Annotated in this window: 25 protein-coding genes and 1 tRNA gene; 14 read left to right on the top strand and 12 right to left on the bottom strand. The window is 69.5% G+C overall.

The features are described 5' to 3' along the window. Window positions 1-147: 147 nt before the first annotated feature. On the bottom strand, window positions 148-783 hold the full coding sequence (gene upp / locus ABZ434_RS03480; protein WP_359131778.1) for a uracil phosphoribosyltransferase: 636 nt from the start codon (window positions 781-783) through the stop codon (window positions 148-150). Window positions 784-885: 102 nt separating this feature from the next. Between upp and ABZ434_RS03475 the strand changes: the two genes are divergently transcribed. The 5 genes from ABZ434_RS03475 (at window position 886) to ABZ434_RS03455 (ending at window position 3,471) form a co-directional block, all read left to right on the top strand. Then, entirely contained in the window at window positions 886-1,095 is a 210-nt protein-coding gene (locus ABZ434_RS03475; RefSeq protein ID WP_359131776.1) for a hypothetical protein, read from the top strand. Between the two features lie 248 nt (window positions 1,096-1,343). After that, on the top strand, window positions 1,344-1,895 hold the full coding sequence (locus ABZ434_RS03470; protein WP_359131775.1) for a hypothetical protein: 552 nt from the start codon (window positions 1,344-1,346) through the stop codon (window positions 1,893-1,895). Window positions 1,896-1,988: 93 nt separating this feature from the next. Further along, window positions 1,989-2,417 (top strand): tRNA adenosine(34) deaminase TadA, encoded by a 429-nt coding sequence (gene tadA / locus ABZ434_RS03465; protein ID WP_359131877.1) that lies wholly within the window; start codon window positions 1,989-1,991, stop codon window positions 2,415-2,417. A gap of 78 nt (window positions 2,418-2,495) precedes the next feature. Then, window positions 2,496-2,580: transfer RNA gene (locus tag ABZ434_RS03460), tRNA-Ser, on the top strand. Between the two features lie 174 nt (window positions 2,581-2,754). Beyond that, window positions 2,755-3,471, top strand: a complete 717-nt coding sequence (locus ABZ434_RS03455; protein WP_359131773.1) for a DUF4145 domain-containing protein — start codon at window positions 2,755-2,757, stop codon at window positions 3,469-3,471. Window positions 3,472-3,521: 50 nt separating this feature from the next. On the opposite strand, the gene ABZ434_RS03450 is transcribed toward ABZ434_RS03455, so the two are convergent. From ABZ434_RS03450 to ABZ434_RS03405, 10 genes are all read right to left on the bottom strand, one after another. Beyond that, window positions 3,522-4,769, bottom strand: a complete 1,248-nt coding sequence (locus tag ABZ434_RS03450; RefSeq protein ID WP_359131771.1) for a site-specific integrase — start codon at window positions 4,767-4,769, stop codon at window positions 3,522-3,524. A gap of 11 nt (window positions 4,770-4,780) precedes the next feature. Beyond that, complete coding sequence (locus ABZ434_RS03445) at window positions 4,781-5,005, bottom strand: excisionase family DNA-binding protein (protein WP_359131770.1); 225 nt, start codon at window positions 5,003-5,005, stop codon at window positions 4,781-4,783. A gap of 182 nt (window positions 5,006-5,187) precedes the next feature. Beyond that, a complete protein-coding gene (locus tag ABZ434_RS03440) occupies window positions 5,188-6,393 on the bottom strand; it encodes a DUF3631 domain-containing protein (protein WP_359131769.1) in 1,206 nt (401 codons plus the stop codon). A gap of 346 nt (window positions 6,394-6,739) precedes the next feature. After that, window positions 6,740-7,633, bottom strand: coding sequence for a bifunctional DNA primase/polymerase (locus tag ABZ434_RS03435; RefSeq protein WP_359131768.1), 894 nt, complete (start codon window positions 7,631-7,633; stop codon window positions 6,740-6,742). 202 nt (window positions 7,634-7,835) lie between these two features. Continuing rightward, window positions 7,836-9,728: an FtsK/SpoIIIE domain-containing protein gene (locus tag ABZ434_RS03430; RefSeq protein WP_359131767.1), complete on the bottom strand. Its 1,893-nt coding sequence runs from the start codon at window positions 9,726-9,728 to the stop codon at window positions 7,836-7,838. Window positions 9,729-10,038: 310 nt separating this feature from the next. Then, window positions 10,039-10,509, bottom strand: a complete 471-nt coding sequence (locus ABZ434_RS03425) for a hypothetical protein (protein ID WP_359131766.1) — start codon at window positions 10,507-10,509, stop codon at window positions 10,039-10,041. Then, window positions 10,506-10,847 carry an RRQRL motif-containing zinc-binding protein gene (locus ABZ434_RS03420; RefSeq protein WP_359131764.1) on the bottom strand — a complete coding sequence of 114 codons (342 nt, stop codon included), beginning with the start codon at window positions 10,845-10,847 and terminating at the stop codon, window positions 10,506-10,508. Before ABZ434_RS03420 ends, ABZ434_RS03425 begins: the two co-directional genes overlap by 4 nt. Beyond that, window positions 10,847-11,704 carry a DUF2637 domain-containing protein gene (locus ABZ434_RS03415; RefSeq protein WP_359131763.1) on the bottom strand — a complete coding sequence of 286 codons (858 nt, stop codon included), beginning with the start codon at window positions 11,702-11,704 and terminating at the stop codon, window positions 10,847-10,849. The genes ABZ434_RS03420 and ABZ434_RS03415 overlap by 1 nt, the downstream gene beginning before the upstream one ends. Further along, complete coding sequence (locus ABZ434_RS03410; RefSeq protein ID WP_359131761.1) at window positions 11,701-11,967, bottom strand: DUF6284 family protein; 267 nt, start codon at window positions 11,965-11,967, stop codon at window positions 11,701-11,703. The genes ABZ434_RS03415 and ABZ434_RS03410 overlap by 4 nt, the downstream gene beginning before the upstream one ends. Before the next feature lie 205 nt (window positions 11,968-12,172). Further along, entirely contained in the window at window positions 12,173-12,595 is a 423-nt protein-coding gene (locus tag ABZ434_RS03405) for an NUDIX hydrolase (RefSeq protein WP_359131759.1), read from the bottom strand. 535 nt (window positions 12,596-13,130) lie between these two features. Between ABZ434_RS03405 and ABZ434_RS03400 the strand changes: the two genes are divergently transcribed. The 7 genes from ABZ434_RS03400 to ABZ434_RS03370 all read left to right on the top strand — a co-directional run bounded on the left by ABZ434_RS03400 (window position 13,131) and on the right by ABZ434_RS03370 (window position 19,111). Beyond that, a complete protein-coding gene (locus ABZ434_RS03400; RefSeq protein WP_359131758.1) occupies window positions 13,131-13,997 on the top strand; it encodes a GntR family transcriptional regulator in 867 nt (288 codons plus the stop codon). Then, window positions 13,987-14,700, top strand: coding sequence for an HAD family hydrolase (locus ABZ434_RS03395; RefSeq protein WP_359131757.1), 714 nt, complete (start codon window positions 13,987-13,989; stop codon window positions 14,698-14,700). Before ABZ434_RS03400 ends, ABZ434_RS03395 begins: the two co-directional genes overlap by 11 nt. 793 nt (window positions 14,701-15,493) lie before the next feature. Continuing rightward, window positions 15,494-15,658 carry a hypothetical protein gene (locus ABZ434_RS03390; RefSeq protein ID WP_187285206.1) on the top strand — a complete coding sequence of 55 codons (165 nt, stop codon included), beginning with the start codon at window positions 15,494-15,496 and terminating at the stop codon, window positions 15,656-15,658. Window positions 15,659-15,668: 10 nt separating this feature from the next. Continuing rightward, complete coding sequence (locus ABZ434_RS03385) at window positions 15,669-15,962, top strand: Dabb family protein (protein WP_326737522.1); 294 nt, start codon at window positions 15,669-15,671, stop codon at window positions 15,960-15,962. Between the two features lie 179 nt (window positions 15,963-16,141). After that, window positions 16,142-17,104 carry an RNA polymerase sigma factor SigF gene (locus ABZ434_RS03380; RefSeq protein WP_359131755.1) on the top strand — a complete coding sequence of 321 codons (963 nt, stop codon included), beginning with the start codon at window positions 16,142-16,144 and terminating at the stop codon, window positions 17,102-17,104. Window positions 17,105-17,338: 234 nt separating this feature from the next. Next, window positions 17,339-18,205, top strand: a complete 867-nt coding sequence (locus ABZ434_RS03375) for an RNA polymerase sigma factor SigF (RefSeq protein ID WP_359131753.1) — start codon at window positions 17,339-17,341, stop codon at window positions 18,203-18,205. A 57-nt stretch (window positions 18,206-18,262) separates the two neighbouring features. Continuing rightward, complete coding sequence (locus tag ABZ434_RS03370) at window positions 18,263-19,111, top strand: hypothetical protein (protein ID WP_359131752.1); 849 nt, start codon at window positions 18,263-18,265, stop codon at window positions 19,109-19,111. A gap of 189 nt (window positions 19,112-19,300) precedes the next feature. Here ABZ434_RS03370 and ABZ434_RS03365 read toward each other — a convergent pair whose 3' ends face one another. Beyond that, on the bottom strand, window positions 19,301-19,513 hold the full coding sequence (locus tag ABZ434_RS03365) for a hypothetical protein (RefSeq protein ID WP_326737519.1): 213 nt from the start codon (window positions 19,511-19,513) through the stop codon (window positions 19,301-19,303). A 490-nt stretch (window positions 19,514-20,003) separates the two neighbouring features. On the opposite strand from ABZ434_RS03365, the gene ABZ434_RS03360 reads away from it, so the two are divergent. Then, a complete protein-coding gene (locus ABZ434_RS03360) occupies window positions 20,004-20,525 on the top strand; it encodes a MarR family winged helix-turn-helix transcriptional regulator (RefSeq protein WP_359131751.1) in 522 nt (173 codons plus the stop codon). Between the two features lie 23 nt (window positions 20,526-20,548). Further along, window positions 20,549-23,038: an MFS transporter gene (locus ABZ434_RS03355; protein ID WP_359131750.1), complete on the top strand. Its 2,490-nt coding sequence runs from the start codon at window positions 20,549-20,551 to the stop codon at window positions 23,036-23,038. Window positions 23,039-23,049: the final 11 nt, after the last annotated feature.

Here is a 23,049-nt window from a genome sequence, read left to right as displayed (position 1 = left end):
GGCGGGCGGAACGCGACGGCCGGGGTGCTCGAGAGCGCCCCGGCCGTCGCCGTCCCACGTTCTGATTCCTGGGGCCCGTACGGTCCCGGAGTCCTCCACTCGGATCGGACCGGCTCCGTGAGCCCGGCACAGTCCGAGGAAGAGGTCCTAGTCGACGGTGCCGTACATGCGGTCCCCGGCATCACCGAGGCCGGGCACGATGTAGCCGTTCTCGTTGAGGCGCTCGTCGACCGAGGCGGTGACCACGGTGACCGGCGTCCCCGCCAGCTCGCGCTCCATCACCTCGACGCCCTCGGGCGCCGCGAGCAGTACGACCGCGGTGACGTCGTCCGCACCCCGCTTGATCAGCTCCTGGATGGCCGCGACCAGCGTGCCGCCGGTGGCGAGCATCGGGTCCAGGACGTACACCTGGCGGCCCGAGAGGTCCTCCGGCATGCGGGTCGCGTACGTGGACGCCTGGAGCGTCTCCTCGTCGCGGATCATGCCCAGGAAGCCCACCTCGGCGGTCGGCAGCAGCCGGACCATGCCGTCGAGCATGCCGAGGCCGGCCCGCAGGATCGGTACGACCAGGGGCCGCGGGTACGACAGCTTCACTCCGGTGGTGGGTGTCACCGGGGTCTCGATGTCGACCTGTTCGGTGCGCACATCGCGGGTGGCCTCGTACGCGAGCAGGGTGACCAGCTCGTCGGCGAGGCGCCGGAAGGTCGGGGAGTCGGTGCGCTTGTCGCGCAGGGTGGTGAGTTTGTGCGCGACCAGCGGGTGGTCGACGACGTGGATCCGCATGGCACCAACAGTAACCGCGCCTCCCGTACCCGTGCGCTGGCATCAACCGCACGTTCGGGGGGAAGGTGGGGGCATACGGACCCAGCTGGGGGTGAAGAGCCGATGCCGGACGGGGCGAAGCCGAAGCGGGACGGCCCTGACCCGCAGGACATGCAGGACGCGCCGGAGACCGACGCGCAGCGCCGCAGGCGCCGCGCCCAGTTCCTCCGCGAGCTTCACGAGGCCAAGGCGCTCCGCGACCGGGTCCAGCCGCGCCGGGTCAAGGCCGCCAGAATGCGCCAGGCCATGCGGATGCGCACCTTCCGCTGGTAGCCGTCCATCCGCCGGAGAGACCCCCAGGTGGCGGCGTCGGAGAGAACTGATGGCCGACGCAACGGCGGAACTGCTCTCGCGGAGCCCTCCTTTCTGCCACGATTCCGATGGGCGGGACGCAGGGCAGCCGGACCACCGACTGCCTCCCGCCGGACCGACACACCCAGGGTCTCTCGTTGGGATCGGATCCCGCTTCCTGATCCGCCCTGATCCGAACGAGGGCCTCCAAGACCAGTGGGAGAGTCACGGTGTATTTCGCCGCACTGCTCGCGCGCACCGAAGACGGGTGGGAAGCGAGCGACACGGAGCTGGACGATGTGGAGACCCTGTCCGATCTGACGGATCTCGCCCGTGAGGCCTCGGTGGACGAGGACACGGTGCTCGTCTTCATCGAGCAGGAGGACGCCTGGTTCGGCGTCGTCCGGGTGGACGGTGAGGAGGATCCGCGCATCTTCGTCTCCAACGCCTCCGCCGCCGCCCGCTCCTCGTACGGAGAGATCCTGCTCACCGATGAACTGCTCGGCCGCGAACCCGGGGCCGAGGACTCGATTGCCGCCCTCGAAGAGCTCGTCGGCCTCGACGGTACGGAGGACGGCGAACCCGAAACCCCCGACAATTCCACCGACGATGACGACGACGGGCCGGACCCCGACGCCGTACCGGCGGGTCCGCTCGGCGACACCGGGGTGCTGTCCGACCTCGGGCTCCCCGAGGCGGAACTGCTGATGCTGCGGACGGACGCCATGGCCGAGATCGCGGACGCCCTGGGAGCGGCCGAGGTCCTGGAGACCGTCCGCTAGGGTCCGCGGGTGACCGAAGCACCGCACGCGCACGACCCGTCCCCGGGGCAGCACCCCCTGCACGATCCCGTACGGGACCCGTGGCGGGCATCCATGCGCCGCGCCCTGGACGAGGCCGGGCTGGCGGCGGCGGCCGGCGATGTGCCGGTCGGCGCCGTCGTCCTCGCCCCGGACGGCGCCCTGCTGGCCACGGGCCACAACGAACGCGAGGCGACCGGCGACCCGACCGCGCACGCCGAGGTCCTCGCCCTGCGCCGGGCCGCCGCCGCCCTCGGCGAATGGCGGCTGTCCGGATGCACTCTCGTCGTCACGCTGGAGCCCTGCACCATGTGCGCGGGCGCCCTGGTGCAGTCACGCGTGGGCCGGGTCGTCTACGGCGCCCGGGACGAGAAGGCCGGAGCGGCCGGTTCCCTCTGGGACGTCGTCCGGGACCGCCGGCTCAACCACCGACCCGAGGTGATCCACGGCGTCCTGGAGACGGACTGTGCGGCCCTCCTGACGGCCTTCTTCCGGGACCGCTGACCTGCGTTCCCCGCCTGTGCGCGGCCGTGGCGGGAATCGGATTTCGACGGACGGCCGAGATGGTCTAAGCTCTCTCTCGGTAGCGTGTCCGAGCGGCCGAAGGAGCTCGCCTCGAAAGCGAGTGTGGGGAAACTCACCGAGGGTTCAAATCCCTCCGCTACCGCAGGTAGACGAAGGGACCGACCCATCTGGGTCGGTCCCTTCGCTGCGTTCCGTCTCAGTTTCCGTCTCAGTCGACCGGCCGGCGTGGTGGACGAACTCCCATCGAGGCTCGTGAGCCAAGCGGCCCTAGCAAAACACGGCGACGCACGAGCCAGCCCAGCGATACGGTCCACCCGTGACGAGTCGCTTCGCAAACCTCAATGGCTACCACCCCTCGAACCGTACGATCGGCGGAGAGTGCCCCCATTGCTTGCGCCATGCAACCTTTACTGTTAGCTCGCATGCGGACCTGAGCGGCAGCAGCCGCAAGGAAGAGGAATCGGACGGCATAGTCAGTAAATATCTGATGATCCTCCTCTGCCAGTGGTGTCGAAAGAACAGCGTGTACCTCCGCGAAGCCGTGTGTAGGCAGGTACCGACCGCACAAGGCACGCGCGAGGTCTTCACCACAATCGACATCGAGCAGGTCTGGCCTGGCAAGGCACCACGCGAACTGGCTTCGGAAGCACCGGAGGTCGTTCGGGAGGTGTTCGCAGAAGCCGCACTAGCCGAAACTGCGGGCGCCAACCGACTCGCTGGCATCGGATACAGGGCGACTGTCGAACAGATAGTCAAGGAGCGAGGTGCTTCCGGCAAAAATCTCTTCGAGCGCATCAGCGATCTGAAGAGCGTAGGAGCGACCGATGAGATCGTGGCTGCGTTCCACGAGGCGCGCTTCGTCGGGAACGACGCGGCGCATGACGCCCTCGCATACTCCACCGACGAAATCGCAGACGTCGCTGAACTCATCAACGAGGCGGTGCTCGTGCTGTACGTTCAGCCAGCCCAGCGAGCCAAGATGGCCGCTCAGCGTGCCGCACGACGGGCGGCGGCGAAGCAGTCATCCCCGTGAGTCCCAGCCGGGGGCAGAAGCGAAGTGCCTACCCCCGGCGCGACTACGTCCTAGCCTTCGGCCTCCTCGCGTCCGCTCCGCTCCCAGATGAGCCCGTCCACTTGTCGTGCCACGTCAGTGCGGACTGAGTCGACCATGTGCTGATACCGAGCCGCCATGGCGGTACTCGACCAGCCCATCAACCCCATTACTGCCCGCTCCGAGACTCCGAGAATAAGGAGGACCGTCGCGGCGGTATGGCGGGCATCGTGCAGGCGGCCGTCCCGTACCTTCGCGGCCTGCAACAGCTCCTTCCAGTCGTCGTAGTCCGTACGGGGGGACATGCCCCGGCCCGTCGCCGTGGCGAACAGCCAGCCCTCTTCCGTCCACTCGTCTCCGGCGGCGGCCTTTTCCACCTCTTGCCGCTTCCCGTGCGTACGGAGCAGGTCCACAAGCTGCTGCGGAAGTCCGACAGCCCGGCGGCCGGCACGGGACTTGGTGTCGGCCGTCTCCGGGTTGGTCCGCTGCCGCTGAGGGCAGTACCCGGCCTTGCGCCCGCACGTCTTGGCGTCCGCACAGCCGTGGGCGTACTGCGGTCGGCGTCGGCTACGCCGGACCATGAGAACGCCACGCCCAAGGTCTACGTCGGTCCACTTGAGTCCCAGCGCCTCGCCCTGCCGCAGTCCGAGCGCCAGCGCGACGGCCCAGCGGGCCGAGTTCCTCCGATCATCGGCGGCCCGCAGAAGCCGCTGCACCTCGTCAACGGTGAAGGGTTCGATCTCTTCTTCCCGCACCCGTGGCGCCTTGGCCAGGCGTACGGGGTTCTGTCCGAGGTGCCCCCGCCGCACCGCCTCGTTCAGGGCGGTGCGGAAGGTGCGGTGCACCTGATGTGCGGTCCCCGGCTTGCTGCCGGCCGCCATCATGCGGCTGTACAGGTGCTCGATGTGTTCGGGCCGGAGCTTGTCCAGCTTGTGCGCTCCGAGGCCGGGAATCAGGTGCTTCCTCACCGCAACCCCGTAGCCGACCATCGTGTTCTCGTTGACTCCAAGCGGGGCAATGTCCTCCACCCAGTGAGTCAGCCACGTGGTCACCGTCCAGGCCCGGCCCGGCTTGCGCAGCGTCTTGGCGTCGCGCTCCCGCTCCAGCGTCTTCACGGCTTCGGCCGCCTCGGTGCGGGTCTTTCGTTCGACGTGCCGGCGGTCCGGCTTGCCGTCGTCTCGGATGCCGACGGTCACGCGGCCGTGCCACTTGCCGTCCTTACCCAGGTAGATCGAGGATCGGCCATTCGGCTGGCGGGTCCGCTTCTTGTACTCATCCATGTGGTGGCCTCTCAGGCAGCGCTGGCGACAGGCCGGTTGGCCGTGCGGAGTCGGGTGACGTAGTCCTGAATGGCGTCGGCGGGAACCCTCCGCAGACGCCCAACGGGGACAGATTCGAGCTGACCGGTGCGGATCAGGCGGAAGCAGAGCGTTCGGCCGATCCCGAGGCGACGGGCTGCCTCTTCGACGGTGAGGAGCACCAGAGTCGAGTCAAAGAGTTCTGTGGCGGTACTCATGGCGTGCCTTCCTGGGGCAGCGAGGGGCCCGGGGCCCCTTCCTGTCAGGTCCGCTACCTCCGCTACCTCCGCTACCGCCCTGGTCAGGGGCATGATCGAGGTAGCGGCAGGGGTAGCGGTAGCGGATGGAATCCGCTACCGGCCCCGCCCCTGTCGGGCGCGGGGCCGGTAGCGGGTAGCGCTCAGGTAGCGGACGGGAAGAGCGTTGCCGCTACCTTTTCCGGGCCGCTGACCTGCGAGGTAGCGGAGGTAGCGGAGGTAGCGGCTCCTGAGGGGGGTGGGGGGCAGTACCGCTCCCATGCGTCGTGGAGATCGAGGGCGTAGTAGCCCTTGAGGACGGTCCCGGCGGTCTTGATGTTGCGTGCCTTGACCGGGGTGTTGTCGAGAGTCATGTACTCCCCGAGCATCTTGGCCAGGCCCCTGGAGTCGAGCGGCCGGCCACTCATCTCCGCCCACGGTGCTTCGTCCAGCGCGCACAGCCGGTCCAGGATCGCGACGGTCGGCATCCGGTCGATGCCCGCCATGACGTGATCGCGCAGATCGGTCAGCAGGCGGATACCGAGACTGCCCTTGTCGTCGGCCCTGGCCGCGTTAACCAGCTCCATGCACGCGGTGCGGGCCCGCTCGGGCCAGTCGCCACCGGCCGCGTCCGCGACGGACAACAGGGGCTCCCACACATCCGCCGGACGGTCGGTGACCCCGTCAGGCATCTGCGGCCACCGGCCCGCGATGTCGTCGCGGACCTGCTCGGCCCACTGCGCGAGCCGCTCTCGTAGTTCGTGGCCCTCGGCTTCGTGGAGCCTGGCCCGGAACGGCTCGGCTTTCTCGTTCCTGGCCCGGCGCCGCATGCGGATGATGACGGAACGGGTGGTGATGGTGTCCGGCAGGTAGCCGAGCCCGGCAACGGCAACGGCGGTGTAGGAAGGGAACTCGACGACCGTCTGATTCCCTCCGTCACCAACGCATCGGTAGGTGACTCCGGAGCGGCGGTGGCCGGCGTTCAGGAAGCCGCGCAGTTCCTCATTGTCCCCGGCCTTGGGACCGAAGACGGTATCGATCTCGTCGAAGAGGATCGTGGGCCGTCCGGCCGGGTCGGAGACGGACCGGAAGAGGGCGGCGGCCCGCGCGTTCACCGCCAGCATCGGGCGCGGCACCAGGGTCTCCACCACCTCCAGGGCCCGGGACTTGCCCGAGCCCGGTTCCGGGGAGAGGAACGCGAGACGCGGGGTGGAGTCGAACGCGTCCAGGAGGTGCGCGTGCGCGTCCCACAACACGACAGCCACGTAGGCGGCCTCGCGGGGGAACACGTTGAACCTGCGGTGGAACTGCTCCACCTCGTTGAGCAGGGCCGCACCGTCGATCGGGTCAGTGGTCTGCTGCGTGCTCATGCGGCGTTCCTCCTGTGCTCTACGGGGGCGCTGTGCGGGCAGTGCCCAACGCGTACGCGGGTGGTTAGTTCGGTGACGGCTTTGCGACCCCGGGCGCGTTCGTGGTGGCCGCAGGAGCACAGCCAGTCGGCGACGGGGAACCCACCGCGTTCCAGTCCCCGGATGTGAAGCCCGGGGTGGAAGCCGGGGGTGTGCGTGCGCGGGTCAGGGAGAACAGCAAAGGGGGCGGCCTTTCGGCCGACGACCTTCGGCGCTCCACTGCCGGATGCGCCCGGGGCCGGTTTGGCGATGCCGGGCCCGGTATGGGTGGCAGGAAGGCTTTTCAGGCCCCGGCGTTGCTGGGGGCTCATGCGGCGGTCGCCCTCGGCCGGCAGGTCCGGATGGACCAGTTGAGGGCGCTGCACACGGTGGAGCGGCACTCGGCAGCCGACAGTCCGGCCGACTCACCCGCGACCTGAAAAGCCTGCTCCACCACCTGCCGGGGGAGATCGCCCCATGCGACGAACCGGCCCACGGCGCGGGCGCTCCTGAGCAGTTGTGCGTTGCGGTCACCCTCCGGCGCAGTGGCGGCGGCCACGATCTCGCGTTCCAGGGCAACTTCAGCGGCCCGGCTCCCGCACCGGGGCAGATGGATGCGTACCGGTTGTGCGGGCTGCGGGGCGGGCTTGAGAGCGTCCAACAGCCATGCAGGGAGGTCGGCGACGGGGGCAGGGTCGGTGACCTCGTATGCCTGGCCGTTGACGATGCTGCCGGGGGCGACGACGTTGCCGCCCCATGCCCGGGTGTCGATCCGTTTCGCCAGCTTCCCTTTGCTGCTGGGGAGCCGGGCCGTGGTGGGGGCGGTGAAGTACAGGTGTGCTCCCCCGCTGGGAGTCCGCACCCGGTAGGTGGTGGGGACGGCCTGGCCGGCGCGCTCGCAGAGCGCTGTGAAGGAATCCACACCGGAAGGTGTGTCCGCATCGTCTTCAGGCTTGGGCAGGTCGAGGTCGACGACGACCAGCCCGGACGGGCCCGGCGCGATCCCGACGTTGAACTCCCGCACGGCCCACGCACCGCGAATGCGGTTCGCGTCCAGCGTGGCGCGCTGCTCCCACTTCAGGTGACCGGCAGAGCAGGCACCGGAGCGGGTGCATCGGTCCTCTCCGTGCAGCGCGGGGGCCTTGCCGCCAGGTCGCAGGGGGTGGACGTACCAACCGCGCTCAGCCGCGCTCAATGCGGCGGTCAAGAGATGGGCGCTCATGCCGCCACCGCGCCGCCGGCGCAGGAGAAGAGATCCAGTAAGGCGGGTCGGTGGTCGGCTGCTCGCCGGATGGGGGTGAGTTGGGACATGCTGGGTGTCTCCAGTTCTGTGTTGAGTGCTGGCAGGCGAGGGCGGCCCCGGACTTTGGCGAGACGGGGGCCGCCCTTGTCGTGCTGGTGAGGGCTTGGTCAGGGCGGGATGTTCAGGCGGCTTCCTGGCCGGTGTGGAGCATGCCGTCACCGGTCCTGCGGAGGGTTCCGGCGTTGGTGAGGGCTTTGATCTCGCGGGAGACGGTGCCCTTGTTGATGCCGGTCCGCTCGGTGATGTCGCGGGCGGTGCGGGCCCCGTCGTTGACGGCCTGCAGGACCCGTTCGCGGTTCGTCTCCGACCCGGCGGACGCCGTAGCGGCGGCCGGGTCCTTGACCAGACGGAGCGGGCTTGCGGCCGGGGTGGACTGTTCGCGGTGCCAGATCGGGCGGTCGGGCAGGGCGATCACGTCGGCCGGGGAAAACGCCCGGGTCATGATCGGGTGAGGCTTGGCCTTCGGCGCGGAGCGGAGCATGGCGACGCCGGGCATCGGCAGGTCGTGGGCGTGCCAGCCGCGCTCGGTGGCGTCCTCACCGAACACGACGCGGCTCTCGCCGGACGTGCTCAGCGCGAGCGCCGCGCGGTAGGTGATCTGCGCGCTGATCTGCGGGTCGATGCCGCCCTTGGCGTCCATGGTCGGCTTCTGCGTGGCCCAGATCAGGATGATCTCTGCCGCACGGGCCATGCGGGCGAGGGTGCCCAGGTTCTCCATGATCCGGGACCACTCCGGGCCTGCGGGCGACTCCTTGGTGGCCCGCTCCTGCTTCTTGCGCGCCATGGTGATGACCTCTGCGCCCTCGTCGATGAACACAGTGATCCGGGGGCGGCGGGTGCTGATCTCGATGGTGTCCCGGCCGCGCGGGACCTCCTTCAGCCGGTCGTGCATCTCGGCAACCAGCTCGTCGGTCAGGTCGAGGACGTCCTCGGCGTAGATGGCGACGCGGGCGCGGTGCTCCCAGTTGATGCCCTCCACGCGCTTGGGGTCGATGACGGCCAGGCGGTGGTCGGGCGACTCGGACGCCTCGGCCAGCAGGGCGCGGGTCGACCAGGACTTGCCCGATCCGGAGGTGCCCGCGATGAGCATCCGGCGCCCGAGCGGGACCATGACCGGTTCGCCGGTGACCGTGTCGACGCCCCACGGATCGCCGGGCTTCCAGCCGTTCAGGTCGATGCCGTCTGCGGCGCTGCGGGTCCGCAGCGTGATCGTGGCGCGGTCGCCATGAGTGCCGGGGCCGATCTCGATCCGCAGATCGGTCCGCGCCCCGAGCAGGGCCCGGACCTCGTCCGCCTTCGCCCGGAACGTCTTCGGGTTCCACCGCCCGTCCAGGCGCACGTGTGAAACGAGCCCGGCCGGGGTGAGCTTGGCCGGCGTCGGGACGGTCCCGGACAAGCCGCGGGCTTCCGCGTTCTGCACCCAGAACGACGGGTCCAGCCGCGATGCCAGGCGCCGTTCCTCGGCACTCATCGCGTCATCGAGCCGCACCGATGCCTGACGACGGCCCAGCCACAGACCGGCAATGTTCAACCCGATCAGCCCGGCAGACACGGACGCCGGCCACACCGTGAGCGTGTTGCCTGCCTCCGACAGCAGCCACGACGCGAGTCCGCCCGGAACCGCGTGCGCGGCGTGTGCCTGTACCGCACGGGCCACGAGCGTGGCGGGGTAGTTTTTGCGCGCCGCCTTCATGCCGGCACGCGCCTGACTGTGATGCTGGCGGGCCGCCTTGTCCGCAGTCCGTGCGGCACGGCGGTTGCCGGACAACGGGTTCTTCGACGCCTTGCGGGCAGCGCTGCGCTGATTACGTGCCATCGCGGCGGTGGAGCGGGCGGAGTTGTGTTCACGCTGCGCCGCCATGAGCGTCTTCAGGTTCTCCGGTGTCCGCAGCTGTGTACGCCGCTCCACGTCCCTGTCCCAGCGGTCCGCGAACGGTGCGCACAGCGGTGCGAGCGCATCGAAGGCTGTGTTGGTCGTAGTGGTGGTGGTCGCCCATGCTTGCTTCCAGTCCACGAAAGGGTCCTCCAAGACCGTGGATAGGGCCGGTGCGCCGTTGCGTGGCGCACCGGCCCGCTCGTAAGTGCCGTGGTTGCACTGCCGGTTGCGTCGGCAGCGCGGGTTGAGCCCCCGCAACCGCATGTGACCTGCGAAGTTGCAGAGTTGCGCCGTTCCTGGGGAGGGGGCCCTACGCGCACGCGCGCGTAGAGCGCCGGAAAACAGGCCCGTACAACCCCCTGACGGGGCCGTGGCGGGCCGTTCACGCCCCGGGGGGTCTCGACCCACACGTAAGGGGGGTCGGGGACTCTGAGGGGCGTTGGGCGATTCAGTGGATGGAGCGGCCGAACCACCGGTTGTTGACCGTGGTGTGGTTCACCGTGGCGGGCCGCCCCGTACCGAACACGGCCGGAGCTAGCCGGGAGGCGACCACCGCGATCGCGGCCCACATCACGACCGAGCCGAGACCGGCAAACGCGCTGACCACCTGGCCAGCGCCGATGAGGAGCTGACCGGCACCGAAACCGGCACCCCCTGCCAGCAGTCCGCCGGCCGCGAGGCGCTGGGCGCGCGGGTCGAACAGGGGCTGCGGCGTCAAGTCCCGGGGCTGGTAGACGGCCGGGGCGGTGGGCAGGTGCTCGCGCAGCACCGCGACCATCCGCCCGTCCGGCCCGGGAACGTAGACCACGGCCCCCTGCTCGCCGTGCAGCCTCACGGCGCCGGAGAGAGGCAAGTCCGGGACGGTCGGCCACCCGGGGAGGGGCGCCGCCGTGGTTTCGCGATAGTCGGGGGCGGTCACGGTGCAGTCCTCTCGTCGGTGGAGTCGTGGCAGGTCACACACATGCCGAGCGAACGCGGGATGCAGTACCCGGCGTCCGTGCGGCAGTTGGGGCAGGTTCGGCGGGCCCGCATGGCCTTGGCGAGCGCTTCCGCTCGGCCCGGTGTCATGGGGCGTACGGGCTTGGCGTCGTCGATGCGGTAGAGGTAGGCGACCAGCGGTTCCCGCCGGCGTCGCGGGCGGTGAAGCACGGCGACGACGTCCTGTCCGCCCGGCCGCAACCCCAACGCCCGCAACTGCCTGCGAGTGGCGTATCCGTCCGGGGCAAGGCGCCACCGGTATTCGGGGAGCCCGGCCACTACGCCACCGCGTCAACGGATGCGGCCGACCGCTCCGCGCGCAGGGTCTCGCGCAGCACGCGGGCCTTGGCGGGAGAGGTGCGGACTTCCTTGCGGATCGCCTCGGCCGTCAGGTCCCCGGCGGGCCAGTCGGCCGTAGCCGATCGGGCTTGGTCGAGCAGTTGTTCAGCGGTGCGGACCGGTCGGGGCGATCGGGCGGCATCCGGCACGCGGCCGATCACCGCACGCGGTCGGGGTGACTCGGCAGCAACCGCCCCCACGGGGATCGGCTCGATCCGCTTGACCAGGTCGACAACCACCGGGGCGGGCAGCGCCGCAGGGGGCTCGGCAGCTGGCACCGGGGCGGGGGTCGACTCTCCCAGGTCAGGAGTAGACCGTTTTGTTGCGGTATCGACCGGTGCGGCGATCGGGGCGGGATCGATCGGTCGGTGGTGGAGCACCTTGGCGACCAGGTCGGAGCCGAAGTAGATTGAGCCGACCGGCAGCGACGTGGCGAGCAGCACCAGCGCCCAGTTGGCGGGGTCCCAGTCGGCCAGTCGACCCCAGTCGACCGACCCGCCGTGCAGCTCGGGAACGAGCCCGTGCACGTAGTTCAGGACCAGCGACGCGAGCGTGTAGGCGGCCAGGACCCGCAGCGCGAACCGCTTGTCCGCACGGTCGGTCAGCACCAGCGTGGCGACCAGCGCCAGCGCCATCAGCCCATCGACGACGAACGGGTAGAGCAACGCGGCCGTGCTGTCCGCGCCGATCGCCCGGGCGACATCCCGCAGCGCGTTCCACGAGACGCGGAACGCCATGCCGACCACGGCGACCAGGGCCAGCACCAGGGCGGCGCGCCCCTTGCGGTGAAGGCTCATGCCGCACCACCCGTCCGGGGAGTCGTGGCGCGGTTGGTGAGGTCCCGCCGTGCGGCCATGACCCGGTTGCGGGCCCGGCGCACGCGTCGTACGTCCAGCTCGTTTGCCGGCCGGTCGATGGTCATGATCTGCGCGTCCAGCAGCTCAACTTCCGCCCGGATGAGCGGCATCTCCAGCTCGATCGCGTCCAGCTCGGCGGCCGACGGCTCGAAGTCGAGCGAGGCGGCCGTAACAAGGGTCTGAAGTGCAGCGATGGTCTTCATGGGTCGTTGTCTCCCTGGTAGGTGGAACGGCCCGAACAGCGGCCCCGGTGTTCCAGCACCGGGGCCGCGCGCCGTTCAGGGGATGGGCCACCACGCGGTGGTGGGCCCGGCCGCCAGAGCAGGCGGCGAGTGCCCCGGGCCGGATTCGATCCGGCGCCGTCACGACCCCGCCGGCAGGCGGCGGGACCGGGGCGAAGCGGGTAGGTCAGACGGTCGACGCCGCGACGGCGGCGATGATCTCGGCGTGGTCGAACGCCAGCGGCGGAAGGTCGGCCAGCGGCCACCAGCGGACGTTGACCGCGTCGTCACCGGCTTCGGCGGGCGTGCCGGAGATGACGGTGAGCTGATAGGCGACGGTGACGTACCGGCCGCGAGGGTCGCGGCCGGGGGCGTCCCAAGTTCCGACCTGGGTCAGCTCCTCCGGCGCCGCGTACACACCGGTCTCTTCGGCCAACTCGCGGGCAGCGGCGGCCCGGCTGGTCTCGCCGGGGTCGACGTGCCCGCCGGGCAGCGCCCACTGGCCGGCGTGCGGGTCCCAGCCTCGCTCGATCAGCAGGACGTACCCGTCGGTCGTAGTGACGACAACGTCAGCGGTGTAGCGGATGGTCTCGAACGTCTCGGTGCTCATGTCTCTCCCTTGGGCCACGGTTCCGGACCGCCCGGCTCCCCTCTGCCTCGCCCGTACGACCCCGAAAGGCCGGACGGGCGAGGGAGGCAACCGGCCGCAGCATGAGCTGCGGAAAGTGGGGCGCCATCTCTCTGCCTGGCGCTCAGCAGGGCAGTTCACTGCGGGTGGCACCGTGGGGTGTTCTCCAGTGCCGCAGGATCGTGCGTACCGCGCCGACGCGCCGTACCACTGCCGACGACTAGCCCGGTCGTCACGGGAGCGAGGGCTCTCACCTCGCTTCATTTCACTGTTCAGTTCTCAAGGAACGACCAGCTCAGGGCCCGCAGCGTGCGACCGAAGCCGCCTTCAAACGAGCGATCCCGAACCAGCCCACGCAGCGCCTGAGCTGCAACCACTGGGCACACCTCGCCCGACCTAGCCTGACTTACTTGGCTAGCCCGGTGGGCACAGGAACAACATAGCCAGCCTGGCTAGTCACGTCAAGACATGGATAGCCAGGCTGCTCAAATAGTCAGGTTGGGCGTAGCATCGAGGGATGACGTTCGCTCTTGAGCCCCTGGACCCGGACGACGACCGTCCGCCCTACGAGCAGGTGGCGCGCAGCCTCGGCGCAGCCATCCGAACCAGGAAGCTGGCCCCCGGCGAGAAGCTGCCGTCGCACGCGAAACTGACGGATCACTTCGGCTTCGCCAGGGCGACCATCCAGCGCGCTCTACGAGACCTTGAAGACGAAGGTCTCGTCGTGTCTCGCAAGGGCAGCGGCGTCTTCGTGCGCAATCGCACTGAGCGGCCGGCGGGTCTCCGTCCCTACGTCGAGCAAGCTTTCGCGAGCCGACACGTCTCCATCGACTTCGCCGGATTCTCCAGCGAGACCCTGCACGGAGCCCTACAGGAACCGCTCGACAAGATTCGGATTGGCCGCCTCACTCCGACGAGCATCAACATCCGAATCCTCGTGCCGGACATGGATGTGCCGCAGGCCGCGCCTGTACGCAGAGAAGACTGCTCGGACGATCCTCGGCTTCGCTCACGGATGCACAGCATCATGGTCAGCTACGCGCGCAGCATCTCCGATGCCATAAACGAACTGAGTCACCTCGGGCTCGTCCAGGAAAGCAACGTCAGCGTCCGCGTCCACAGCGGCACTCAGTTCTTCAAGCTCTACGTCATCAACAACGAAGACGCGTTCTTCGGCTACTACCCCATCCGCCCGAACAAGGTCGTGGCCCAGGGAGAAGCCATCGAGATTTACGACCTCGTCGGCAAGGACGCCACTCTCTTCCACTACTCGCTGAATGAGGGCGACGCGTCGAGCGGAGCACAACAGGTCGAACAGGCCCGTATGTGGTTCGACAGCGTCTGGGACACCATCGGAAGGGACTTCAATCCTGATGGTCACTGACCCGCTCGTCGCACTCATCGCGAACACCTGGGCCGTCCAGTTCGACTTCGACGGTCCCATCTGCGACGTCTTTGCCGGGATGCCTGCCCCCGGCGTTGCGCGAGAACTGGCGGAGATCGTCACACTGCGGGCCCCTGATCTCGCCCAGCAGGCAAAAACGACAGACGACCCCATGGAGATCCATCGCCTATCCCAGCTCGGCGGACCGTCCCTGCTCGCGGCTGTTGAGGGTGCCTTGACGGCAGCGGAGGTGGCAGCTGTTGCCGTCGCCGGCCCTCCCATCGCAGGCGCCGCCCATGCGCTCAGGGCGGCCCATTCCACACGGCGGAAGGTCGCCATCGTCAGCAACAACTCAGCCGAGTGCGTCAATGCGTTCCTTGCTCTGCACGGCTTGGAAGGGTTCGTGCACGAGGTAGTCGGCCGGCCCAAACTGAATCCCACGCTCATGAAGCCGTCCGCGCACCCCCTGCTGCTCGCGTCGGCCGCACTCGGCGTCGCCCCTGAGCGCTCAGTCCTCGTCGGCGATTCAGTGACGGACGTGGAGGCAGCCAAAGCCGCGGGCATGGAAGTCATCGGCTTCGCCAACAAGGTGCCCAAGCGCACTGCGCTGCCCGCTGCCGGGGCTCACATCGTGATCGCATGCATGGAGGTCCTCGCCAATGCCTTGGCCCGCCGGAGCCCCTGGCAGGCCGAAGCGCGCTAGTCAGGTCGACCTGTCGGTCGTCTCAGTTTCCGTCTCATTCACCGACGTACGCCACCGTTCACGGCCGTGCAACAGTCCCTCACCACTCAAGGTCAGGCCCCGCCCTGAACGGTTATGAACTGTGGCGCACAAGCCCCCGACCAGCAGGAACAGACCTCGAAAGCGAGTGTGGGGAAACTCACCGAGGGTTCAAATCCCTCCGCTACCGCTCTCACACCCTCCTGATCAGCGGAAACGCGGTCAGGGGGGTGTTTTGCGTGCGACACGGAAGCGTCGGCGAGGGCTGCCTCCGGGGTTCGGCCTGCGGACATGCCTCACCGAGCCGCTCCGGGACACGGCCTTCGGCGCGGAGGCGCGGGGCCCGTTCGTGAGGCGACCGACGCGTCCCTGCTGCCCCGGACACGGCAGCAGGCAGACAGCACAGCGGCCCCGGGCCCGACGGAGGCCGGGGGCGGGTGTGCGGTGTGGGTCGGGGGAAGCGGCATCGGGGGGACAAGCCGCTCCCCCCGATGAGAACAGGGCCTCCTGGCTCTCGCCGCGATCGGGGGAAGGCCGTGGCGAGAACCCCACAGACGAGGTCCTGTTCCTCGCCCCTCGGATTCCTGCCGGATCCGCTGGGCTCGTCCACCATCCTGCCGCTCCGCAGAAGCCGCGAGGGCGGGCAAAGGACCCCGATCGCCGGGTCCTTGGTCCTTAAAGACCGCATGAGTGATCGGAATCAGCAGGCCGATACGACCATGTGTGCGGATAGACTCGCCCGACTGCGCAGGGATCGAAGGGGAGTCAGGGGCTGATGGTGCAAGCAAAGAAGATCGCTCTCTACTTGATAGTCGTCTTCGTGCTCTACACGATCATCACGTCCCCCGCCCGGGCCGCGGATCTCGTCCAGGTAGGGTTCGAGGGCGTTTCGGACGCCGCACAGGGCGTCGGCGACTTCATGTCCGAGCTCGTGAAGTAGGAGTACCCCCATGATCCGCCATCTGGTCCTGTTCAAGCTGAACGACGGCGTCGAGCGGGACGATCCCCGGGTCGTGGCGGGCGCCGAGGCCTTCCGGGGACTGGCGGACAAGGTGCCCGGGCTGGAGTTCTGGGAGTGCGCCTGGAACATCACCGACCGGCCGATCGCCTACGACTTCGCCATCAACTCCGCGGTGGCCGACGAGGCCGCGCTGAAGAGCTACATCGAGCATCCGGCCCACCAGGCGGCTGCCGGTCAATGGCGTGAATTCGCCACCTGGGTGATCGCCGACTACCCGTTCTGACGCCTTCGGCCCTGCGAGCCCCTCACCACGACGGTGAGGGGCTTTTCTTTGTGTTTAAACCGATTCGAGGTCAACACGGCGCTATGGGGTGCTTGCACATAGTGGACATGTCTTGTGATGCTATGACCGCTTTTGACGGATGAGTTGACCGAAGTTGACCGCGAAGGGGTGGCGTCACCGTGCCGGCCAGTACAGCGCCTCAAGTGCCTCCCCAGACCGTCCAGGCCGTCCAGGCCGCCCGGACGACACCGGCGGCACAGACGCCCGCGGCGTCCCAGTCGTCCCAGTCACCCCAAGCGATCCAGACCGCCCAGGCGACCCAGGCGGTCCAGACGATCGAGACCGAGACACCCGACGACACCGTCACGCCCGCCAGGACCCGGGGCGCCGACACCAGGGCGCTCACCCAGGTGCTCTTCGGCCGCCTCCAGGGCCTGGAGCCGGGCACCACGGAGCACGGCCGGGTCCGGGCAGCACTGATCGAGGCGAACCTGCCTCTCGTGCGGTACGCCGCCGCGCGGTTCCGCAGCCGCAACGAACCGATGGAGGACGTCGTCCAGGTCGGCACGATCGGCCTGATCAACGCCATCGACCGGTTCGATCCCGAACGCGGGGTCCAGTTCCCCACCTTCGCGATGCCGACCGTCGTCGGCGAGATCAAGCGGTACTTCCGCGACAACGTGCGGACCGTCCACGTACCGCGGCGGCTGCACGAACTATGGGTCCAGGTCACCGGCGCCACCGAGGACCTGACGACCGCTCACGGCCGTTCCCCCACCACCGCGGAGATCGCCGCGCGGCTGAAGATCTCCGAGGACGAGGTGCTGGCCTGCATCGAGGCGGGCCGCTCGTACCACGCGACCTCGCTCGAAGCCGCCCAGGAGGGTGACGGGCTGCCCGGCCTGCTGGACCGGCTCGGGTACGAGGATCCGGCCCTGGCGGGCGTCGAACACCGCGATCTGGTCCGGCACCTGCTCGTACAACTGCCCGAACGCGAACAGCGGATCCTGTTGCTGCGGTACTACAGCAACCTGACGCAGTCCCAGATCAGCGCGGAACTCGGAGTCTCACAGATGCATGTGTCAAGACTCCTGGCCCGAAGTTTCGCTCGACTTCGATCCGCAAACAGGATCGAAGCGTAACCGGATCGGGTAGACCGGTCCTGAGGCGTTCCCCGCGGACCAAAAGCCGTACACCCCTTGTTAACTGGGCAGACTCCCCAGGAACTTGTCGACAAGTCACTACAGCGTGTTGCCGACATGTGACATTCTGCGGGAACCGCGTTTGCCGCAGCCTCCCCTCCGGTATTCAGGTGGAGGCTGCGTTCCTCCGATGGTCGCGGCCACCGCGACCGTCCGCGACCTCAAGGGGGTGGCATGTCCGCAGAACAGGGCAGCTCGAAGGTGCTCACGCTCACCAAGAGCGCACCCGCACCCGTTGTGCTCACCAGCTCGTCGGAAGCCATCGACACCCGCACGCTGTCCCGCTCCCTGTTCCTGCGGCTCGCCGCGCTGGGCCCCGCACCGGGTCCCGAAGGAACGGAAAGTCCGGAGCGCGCCTATGTGCGGGACACACTCATCGAGCTCAACCTGCCGCTGGTGCGTTACGCCGCGGCGCGGTTCCGCAGCCGCAACGAACCCATGGAGGACATCGTCCAGGTCGGCACGATCGGCCTGATCAAGGCGATCGACCGGTTCGACTGCGAACGCGGCGTGGAGTTCCCCACGTTCGCGATGCCCACCGTCGTCGGCGAGATCAAGCGCTTCTTCCGCGACACCTCGTGGTCGGTGCGGGTGCCGCGCCGGCTGCAGGAGCTGCGGCTCGCCCTCACCAAGACCAGTGACGAGCTCGCCCAGAAGCTGGACCGCTCGCCCACCGTTCCGGAGCTCGCCAAGGCACTCGGGGTCTCCGAGGAGGACGTCGTCGACGGCCTGGCCGTAGGCAACGCCTACACCGCCTCCTCGCTGGACTCCCCCTCGCCGGAGGAGGACGGCGGCGAGGGATCGCTGGCCGACCGGCTGGGGTACGAGGACTCGGCGCTGGAGGGCGTCGAGTACCGCGAGTCGCTCAAGCCGCTGCTGGCCAAACTCCCGCCGCGCGAGCGCCAGATCATCATGCTCCGGTTCTTCGCCAACATGACCCAGTCACAGATCGGCGAGGAGGTCGGCATCTCGCAGATGCACGTCTCCCGGCTGCTGACCCGCACGCTCGCCCAGCTCAGGGAGGGGCTCATCGCCGACTGACCCGGACTCCCGATCCCGGGGGTTCCGATATGACGGTCCGTCAGACACACTGTCGCGATGCGACGTCAGACATTCGGCCGGTCCGGCCGCCGGGGCACAGCGATCGCCGCCTCGGCGGCCGTGCTGTGTCTGGGCGGGGCCCTGGCGGGCTGCGGAGGCGCGGCGGGCGGCGACGGCGGCTACACGGCGGTCGGCGCGGCCGCCACGGGCCCGGGGAAGGCGCCCTCCGGGGCCGTCGCACCCTCGGGCAAGGTCACGCTGGTCCCGCTGGACGGGGCCGGGAATCCGGGCGGGAGCGGCGCCGGGGGTCCTTCGGACGCCTCGGGCACCTCGCCCTCTCCCGGCGTCCCGGATGCGACGCACGGGCCCGGCGGCACGGGCACCGCGGGCGGCTCCGGCACGGACGCGCGTCCCGGTGCCTCCGGGGGCGCGGCAGGGACCTCGGGAGGTCCGGGCGGCGCGGGCACCGGCGGCGCCCCGTCGAACGGCTCCGGTCCGGGCCCGGCGGGCGGCTCCACAGGGGCCACTGCCCCTTCGGGTTCCTCGGGCGCCACCGGCCCCGCATCGCCGTCCGCACCCGGCTCCACCGCCCCCACCGGGCCCGCCGTCATCGCGGTCGGCGCCCCTGTGCGCGCGGCGGCGGACGAGCGGTGGTGCGAGAAGGTGACCGTGGAGTTCCGTAACACCGGTGGCTCACCCGCGCGTTCGGGCACCGTCACCTTCGCCACGCACATCATCGGCGGGTTGGGGATCGACTGGGCGACCCGGGAATCGACAGCGCCGCTGCCCGTGCCCATCGGCGCGGGAGCGGCGCGGAAGATGACGTACACCGTCTGTGTGGACGCCTGGCGGGTGCCCTTGGGCATGCATGTCGATACCCAGGACGTGACCGCCGTCTGGAAGTGACGGGGGACCAGGGCCTTCCGTTCGGTCGGACCGGATCAGGAAGCGGGCTCCGGTGCCGTGCACCGCACGGCGGCGGAGGGTCGAGGGGCAGCCCCGACGACCGACGGCTACGCCGCGATGAGCGGCACCGGACCCCGTGAGCCCGGCCCGATACGGACGAGAGGCCCTGCGCGAACGCCGGAGGCCCGGTCAGCCGAGGGCGAGCCAGGCGACCGCACCGAGCACGACGATCACCGCGACGACGGCGGCGATCAGCCCGGTCCTCGGTCCGGAGGACACGGCGGCGGGCTGCTGCCGGCGCTGCGGCTCGCCCTCGTCGACGAAGGCGCGGAACATCTGGGTGTTGCCTGCCGGGTCGCTGTTGCCCTCGGGACCCTGCGGAGCGTGGGGATTGTGTGCCATGTCGCAGGACCCTAGCGAACATGGCGGAAGGGCCCAACCCCCGGGCGGTGAAGGGCCGCGGCCATACCCGGGGAACCGGTGAAGGCGGAGTGGGGAAGCCGCCCGGACAATCGCACGCCACACGTGCCCCGCGACGAGGCCCGCGCCCCAACATCCATGACCTGAACGTGTGTTGGCTGGCGCACCTCCTCACCCCGCGCACGCGCTCCCGTATGTACGTGCGAAGGGCGACCGCCCGCCCTCCCGAAGGAGCGAAGGCGCGGGTGTCCGCCCCGGGTGTGATCCGGAGCGCCGCCCACCTCCGCCCCCGAAGTGGCACAGGACACATCCGTCCCGCGCACACCGCACACGCTGGGCGTTTGACCCGCGCCCTACGCAGCCTTTTGTTTTCCTTTACTTCTGCAAGCCCCTTTTAGTTTGCCTGCAGCAACCAACGGCTTCTATGGTTGCCCTAAGCAACAAGATGACCGGTGAGATGTCTGGGGGTCCCGTGGCCGCGCGGAGTCAGTACGAAGAACTGGCCCGGCAGCTCAGCGCAGTCGGCGCCGTCAAACGGGGCCTGGCCCGCATCCTCCCGCCCGAATGCCCCGGCGGCTCGGCTGCCGTGCTGGCTCTGCTGAGTCAGCACGGGGAGATACGGATCAGCAGACTGGCCGAGCTCCTCGCCGTCGACATGTCGGTGACCAGCCGACACGTCGCTCACGTGGCGGAACGCGGCTGGATCGAGCGGTCCCCGGATCCGGCGGACAAGCGCTCCCGCATCCTGCGGCTGACTCCCGCGGGCGAGGGTGTGCTCGAGGAACTGAACTGCCGGACGACCGAAATGTTCGCCCACCATCTTCAGGATTGGTCCGACGACGAGGTCGGTCAGCTCAACACGTTGCTGGCCCGGCTGCGCGACAGCTTCTCCTGTCGCAGCTCCGGCGGGTGCGCCCCCGGAAAGCACAGCGGCGACTGCCGCTCCCGGTCCACCGACGGCCACGACGGCTCGTACACCCGTACACCCGTGTAACAGAAGCAAAGAGAAGGAATTAAATGGCTACGACCACACCAACCGGTGTGCGGGGCGGCCACGCCAAGCACGGAGGGCACGAGCCCTCCGGCGGCGCGCCGATGACACACCGGCAGATCATGGAAGCGCTCACCGGGCTGATGCTCGGCATGTTCGTCGCCATCCTGTCGTCCACCGTCGTCACCAACGCCCTGCCGGAGATCATCTCCGACCTCGGCGGCGGCCAGAGCGCCTACACCTGGGTCGTCACGGCCTCGCTGCTGGCCATGACGGCGACCACCCCCCTGTGGGGCAAGCTCTCCGACCTGTTCAGCAAGAAGCTGCTGGTCCAGATAGCACTCGTCATCTACGTCGCCGGATCGGTCGTCGCCGGTCTCTCGAACAGCGCCGGCATGCTGATCGTCTGCCGTGTGGTGCAGGGCATCGGCGTCGGCGGTCTCTCCGCCCTCGCGCAGATCGTGATGGCCGCGATGATCGCCCCGCGCGAGCGCGGCCGCTACAGCGGCTACCTCGGCGCCGTCTTCGCCGTCGCCACCGTCGGCGGCCCGCTGCTCGGCGGTGTCATCACCGACACCAGCTGGATGGGCTGGCGCTGGTGCTTCTACGTCGGCGTGCCGTTCGCGGCCATCGCCCTCGTGGTGCTCCAGAAGACCCTGAAGCTCCCGGTCGTCAAGCGTGAGGTCAAGGTCGACTGGACCGGCGCCTTCTTCATCAGCGCCGCCGTCTCGCTGCTGCTCCTCTGGGTGACCTTCGCGGGCGACAAGTACGACTGGATGTCCTGGCAGACCGGCGCGATGCTCGCGGGTTCCGTGGTGCTCGGGCTGCTCTTCGTCTTCACCGAGTCCCGGGCCAGTGAGCCGATCATCCCGCTGCGGCTGTTCCGTAACCGGACCATCACGCTCGCCTCGCTCGCCTCGCTGTTCGTGGGTGTCGCGATGTTCGCGGGCACCGTCTTCTTCAGCCAGTACTTCCAGCTGGCGCGCGGCAAGTCGCCGACGATGTCGGGTGTGATGACGATCCCGATGATCGCGGGTCTCTTCCTCTCCTCGACCATCTCGGGCCAGGTCATCACCAAGACGGGCCGCTGGAAGGCCTGGCTGGTCACCGGTGGCTTCCTGGTCACGGCGGGCCTCGGCCTGCTCGGCACCATCCGGTACGACACCGCCTACTGGCACATCGCGATCTTCATGTTCCTGATGGGTCTCGGCGTCGGCATGATGATGCAGAACCTGGTGCTGGCCACCCAGAACCAGGTCGACCCCAAGGACCTCGGTTCGGCCAGCTCCGTCGTCACGTTCTTCCGTTCGCTCGGTGGCGCCATCGGTGTCTCGGCACTGGGCGCCGTCATGGCGAACCGCGTCACGCACTACGTGAAGGACGGCCTGGCGGACCTCGGTCCCCAGGGCGCGGCCCTGGGCCACGGCGGGACCGGCGGCGGGGGCATCCCCGACCTGGAGACCCTGCCCGCACCGTTCCGCACGGTCGTGGAGTCCGCCTACGGGCACGGCGTCGGTGACGTCTTCCTGTACGCCGCCCCGGCCGCGCTGGTCGCCTTCCTGATCACGATCTTCATCAAGGAGGTCGCGCTGAAGACGAACGCGGCCAACGACGCCCCGGTTCCGGCCGAGGCCGTGGAGCTCGCCAAGGACCCGTCCGGCACGGCCGGCCAGGTCTCCGAGGCAGCCGCCGGCATCACCGCCGTCGACACCCTGGAGGACGCCCCGGCAGCCCCGGAGCCGACCGTGCAGGGCACCGCGGTCCGCGGTGTGGTGCGCGGCGCCGAGGGCGCACCCGTCGCCCGGGCCGCCGTCACGCTGATCTCGCTGGGCGGCCGGCAGCTGGGCATCTCGGCCGCACAGGCCGACGGCTCCTACGTGCTGGACGCCCCGGGCGCCGGTTCGTACGTGCTGATCGCGTCGGCCGACGGTTTCCAGCCGCAGGCGTCGACCGTGGTCGTCGGCGACCAGCCGCTCACGTACGACATCCTGCTCGCCGGTACGAGCGGTCTGGCCGGAGCCGTACGGGCCGCGGAAGGCGGCGCGACGGTCGAGGGCGCCATGGTCATCGTGACCGATGTCCGCGGCGACGTCCTGGCCACCGGCAAGTCCGGTGCGACGGGCGAGTTCGCCTTCGGTGAGCTGGTCCCCGGTGCGGTGACCGTCGCGGTCAACGCGGCCGGCTTCCGTCCGCTGGCGCTGCCGGTGGAGATCGGCGGCCAGGGTGTCACCCGCGTCGACGTCGCACTGCAGTCCGGTGCGCTGGTGCAGGGCGTCGTCCGGGCCGGTTCCGGCCGGCGGCCGCTGCCCGACGCCCGCGTGACGCTGGTCGACGCGGCCGGCAACGTGGTCGCCACCTCGACGACCGGGGAGGACGGGGCGTACGCCTTCGCCGACCTGGACGCGGGCGAGTACTCGGTCATCGCGACCGGCTACCCGCCGGTGGCCGGCGCCCTGACCGTGGCCGGTCGCGGCATCGACGGCCACGACATCGAGCTCGCCCACCCCGGCGAGTAATCGGTCCGGGT

Source organism: Streptomyces sp. NPDC005761 (assembly GCF_040630635.1).
In the GTDB taxonomy this organism is placed as follows: domain Bacteria; phylum Actinomycetota; class Actinomycetes; order Streptomycetales; family Streptomycetaceae; genus Streptomyces.
Note: the sequence above shows the minus strand (reverse complement) of the source record. Positions and strands in the feature narration are given on the sequence as shown.

Coding starts and splice junctions, on each gene's coding strand:
- upp (WP_359131778.1), bottom strand. CDS start 783: ATGCGGATCCACGTCGTCGACCACCCGCTGGTCGCGCACAAACTCACC.
- ABZ434_RS03475 (WP_359131776.1), top strand. CDS start 886: ATGCCGGACGGGGCGAAGCCGAAGCGGGACGGCCCTGACCCGCAGGAC.
- tadA (WP_359131877.1), top strand. CDS start 1,989: ATGCGCCGCGCCCTGGACGAGGCCGGGCTGGCGGCGGCGGCCGGCGAT.
- ABZ434_RS03450 (WP_359131771.1), bottom strand. CDS start 4,769: ATGGATGAGTACAAGAAGCGGACCCGCCAGCCGAATGGCCGATCCTCG.
- ABZ434_RS03445 (WP_359131770.1), bottom strand. CDS start 5,005: ATGAGTACCGCCACAGAACTCTTTGACTCGACTCTGGTGCTCCTCACC.
- ABZ434_RS03440 (WP_359131769.1), bottom strand. CDS start 6,393: ATGAGCACGCAGCAGACCACTGACCCGATCGACGGTGCGGCCCTGCTC.
- ABZ434_RS03435 (WP_359131768.1), bottom strand. CDS start 7,633: ATGAGCGCCCATCTCTTGACCGCCGCATTGAGCGCGGCTGAGCGCGGT.
- ABZ434_RS03415 (WP_359131763.1), bottom strand. CDS start 11,704: ATGAGCCTTCACCGCAAGGGGCGCGCCGCCCTGGTGCTGGCCCTGGTC.
- ABZ434_RS03410 (WP_359131761.1), bottom strand. CDS start 11,967: ATGAAGACCATCGCTGCACTTCAGACCCTTGTTACGGCCGCCTCGCTC.
- ABZ434_RS03405 (WP_359131759.1), bottom strand. CDS start 12,595: ATGAGCACCGAGACGTTCGAGACCATCCGCTACACCGCTGACGTTGTC.
- ABZ434_RS03400 (WP_359131758.1), top strand. CDS start 13,131: ATGACGTTCGCTCTTGAGCCCCTGGACCCGGACGACGACCGTCCGCCC.
- ABZ434_RS03395 (WP_359131757.1), top strand. CDS start 13,987: ATGGTCACTGACCCGCTCGTCGCACTCATCGCGAACACCTGGGCCGTC.
- ABZ434_RS03390 (WP_187285206.1), top strand. CDS start 15,494: ATGGTGCAAGCAAAGAAGATCGCTCTCTACTTGATAGTCGTCTTCGTG.
- ABZ434_RS03385 (WP_326737522.1), top strand. CDS start 15,669: ATGATCCGCCATCTGGTCCTGTTCAAGCTGAACGACGGCGTCGAGCGG.
- ABZ434_RS03375 (WP_359131753.1), top strand. CDS start 17,339: ATGTCCGCAGAACAGGGCAGCTCGAAGGTGCTCACGCTCACCAAGAGC.
- ABZ434_RS03370 (WP_359131752.1), top strand. CDS start 18,263: ATGCGACGTCAGACATTCGGCCGGTCCGGCCGCCGGGGCACAGCGATC.
- ABZ434_RS03365 (WP_326737519.1), bottom strand. CDS start 19,513: ATGGCACACAATCCCCACGCTCCGCAGGGTCCCGAGGGCAACAGCGAC.
- ABZ434_RS03355 (WP_359131750.1), top strand. CDS start 20,549: ATGGCTACGACCACACCAACCGGTGTGCGGGGCGGCCACGCCAAGCAC.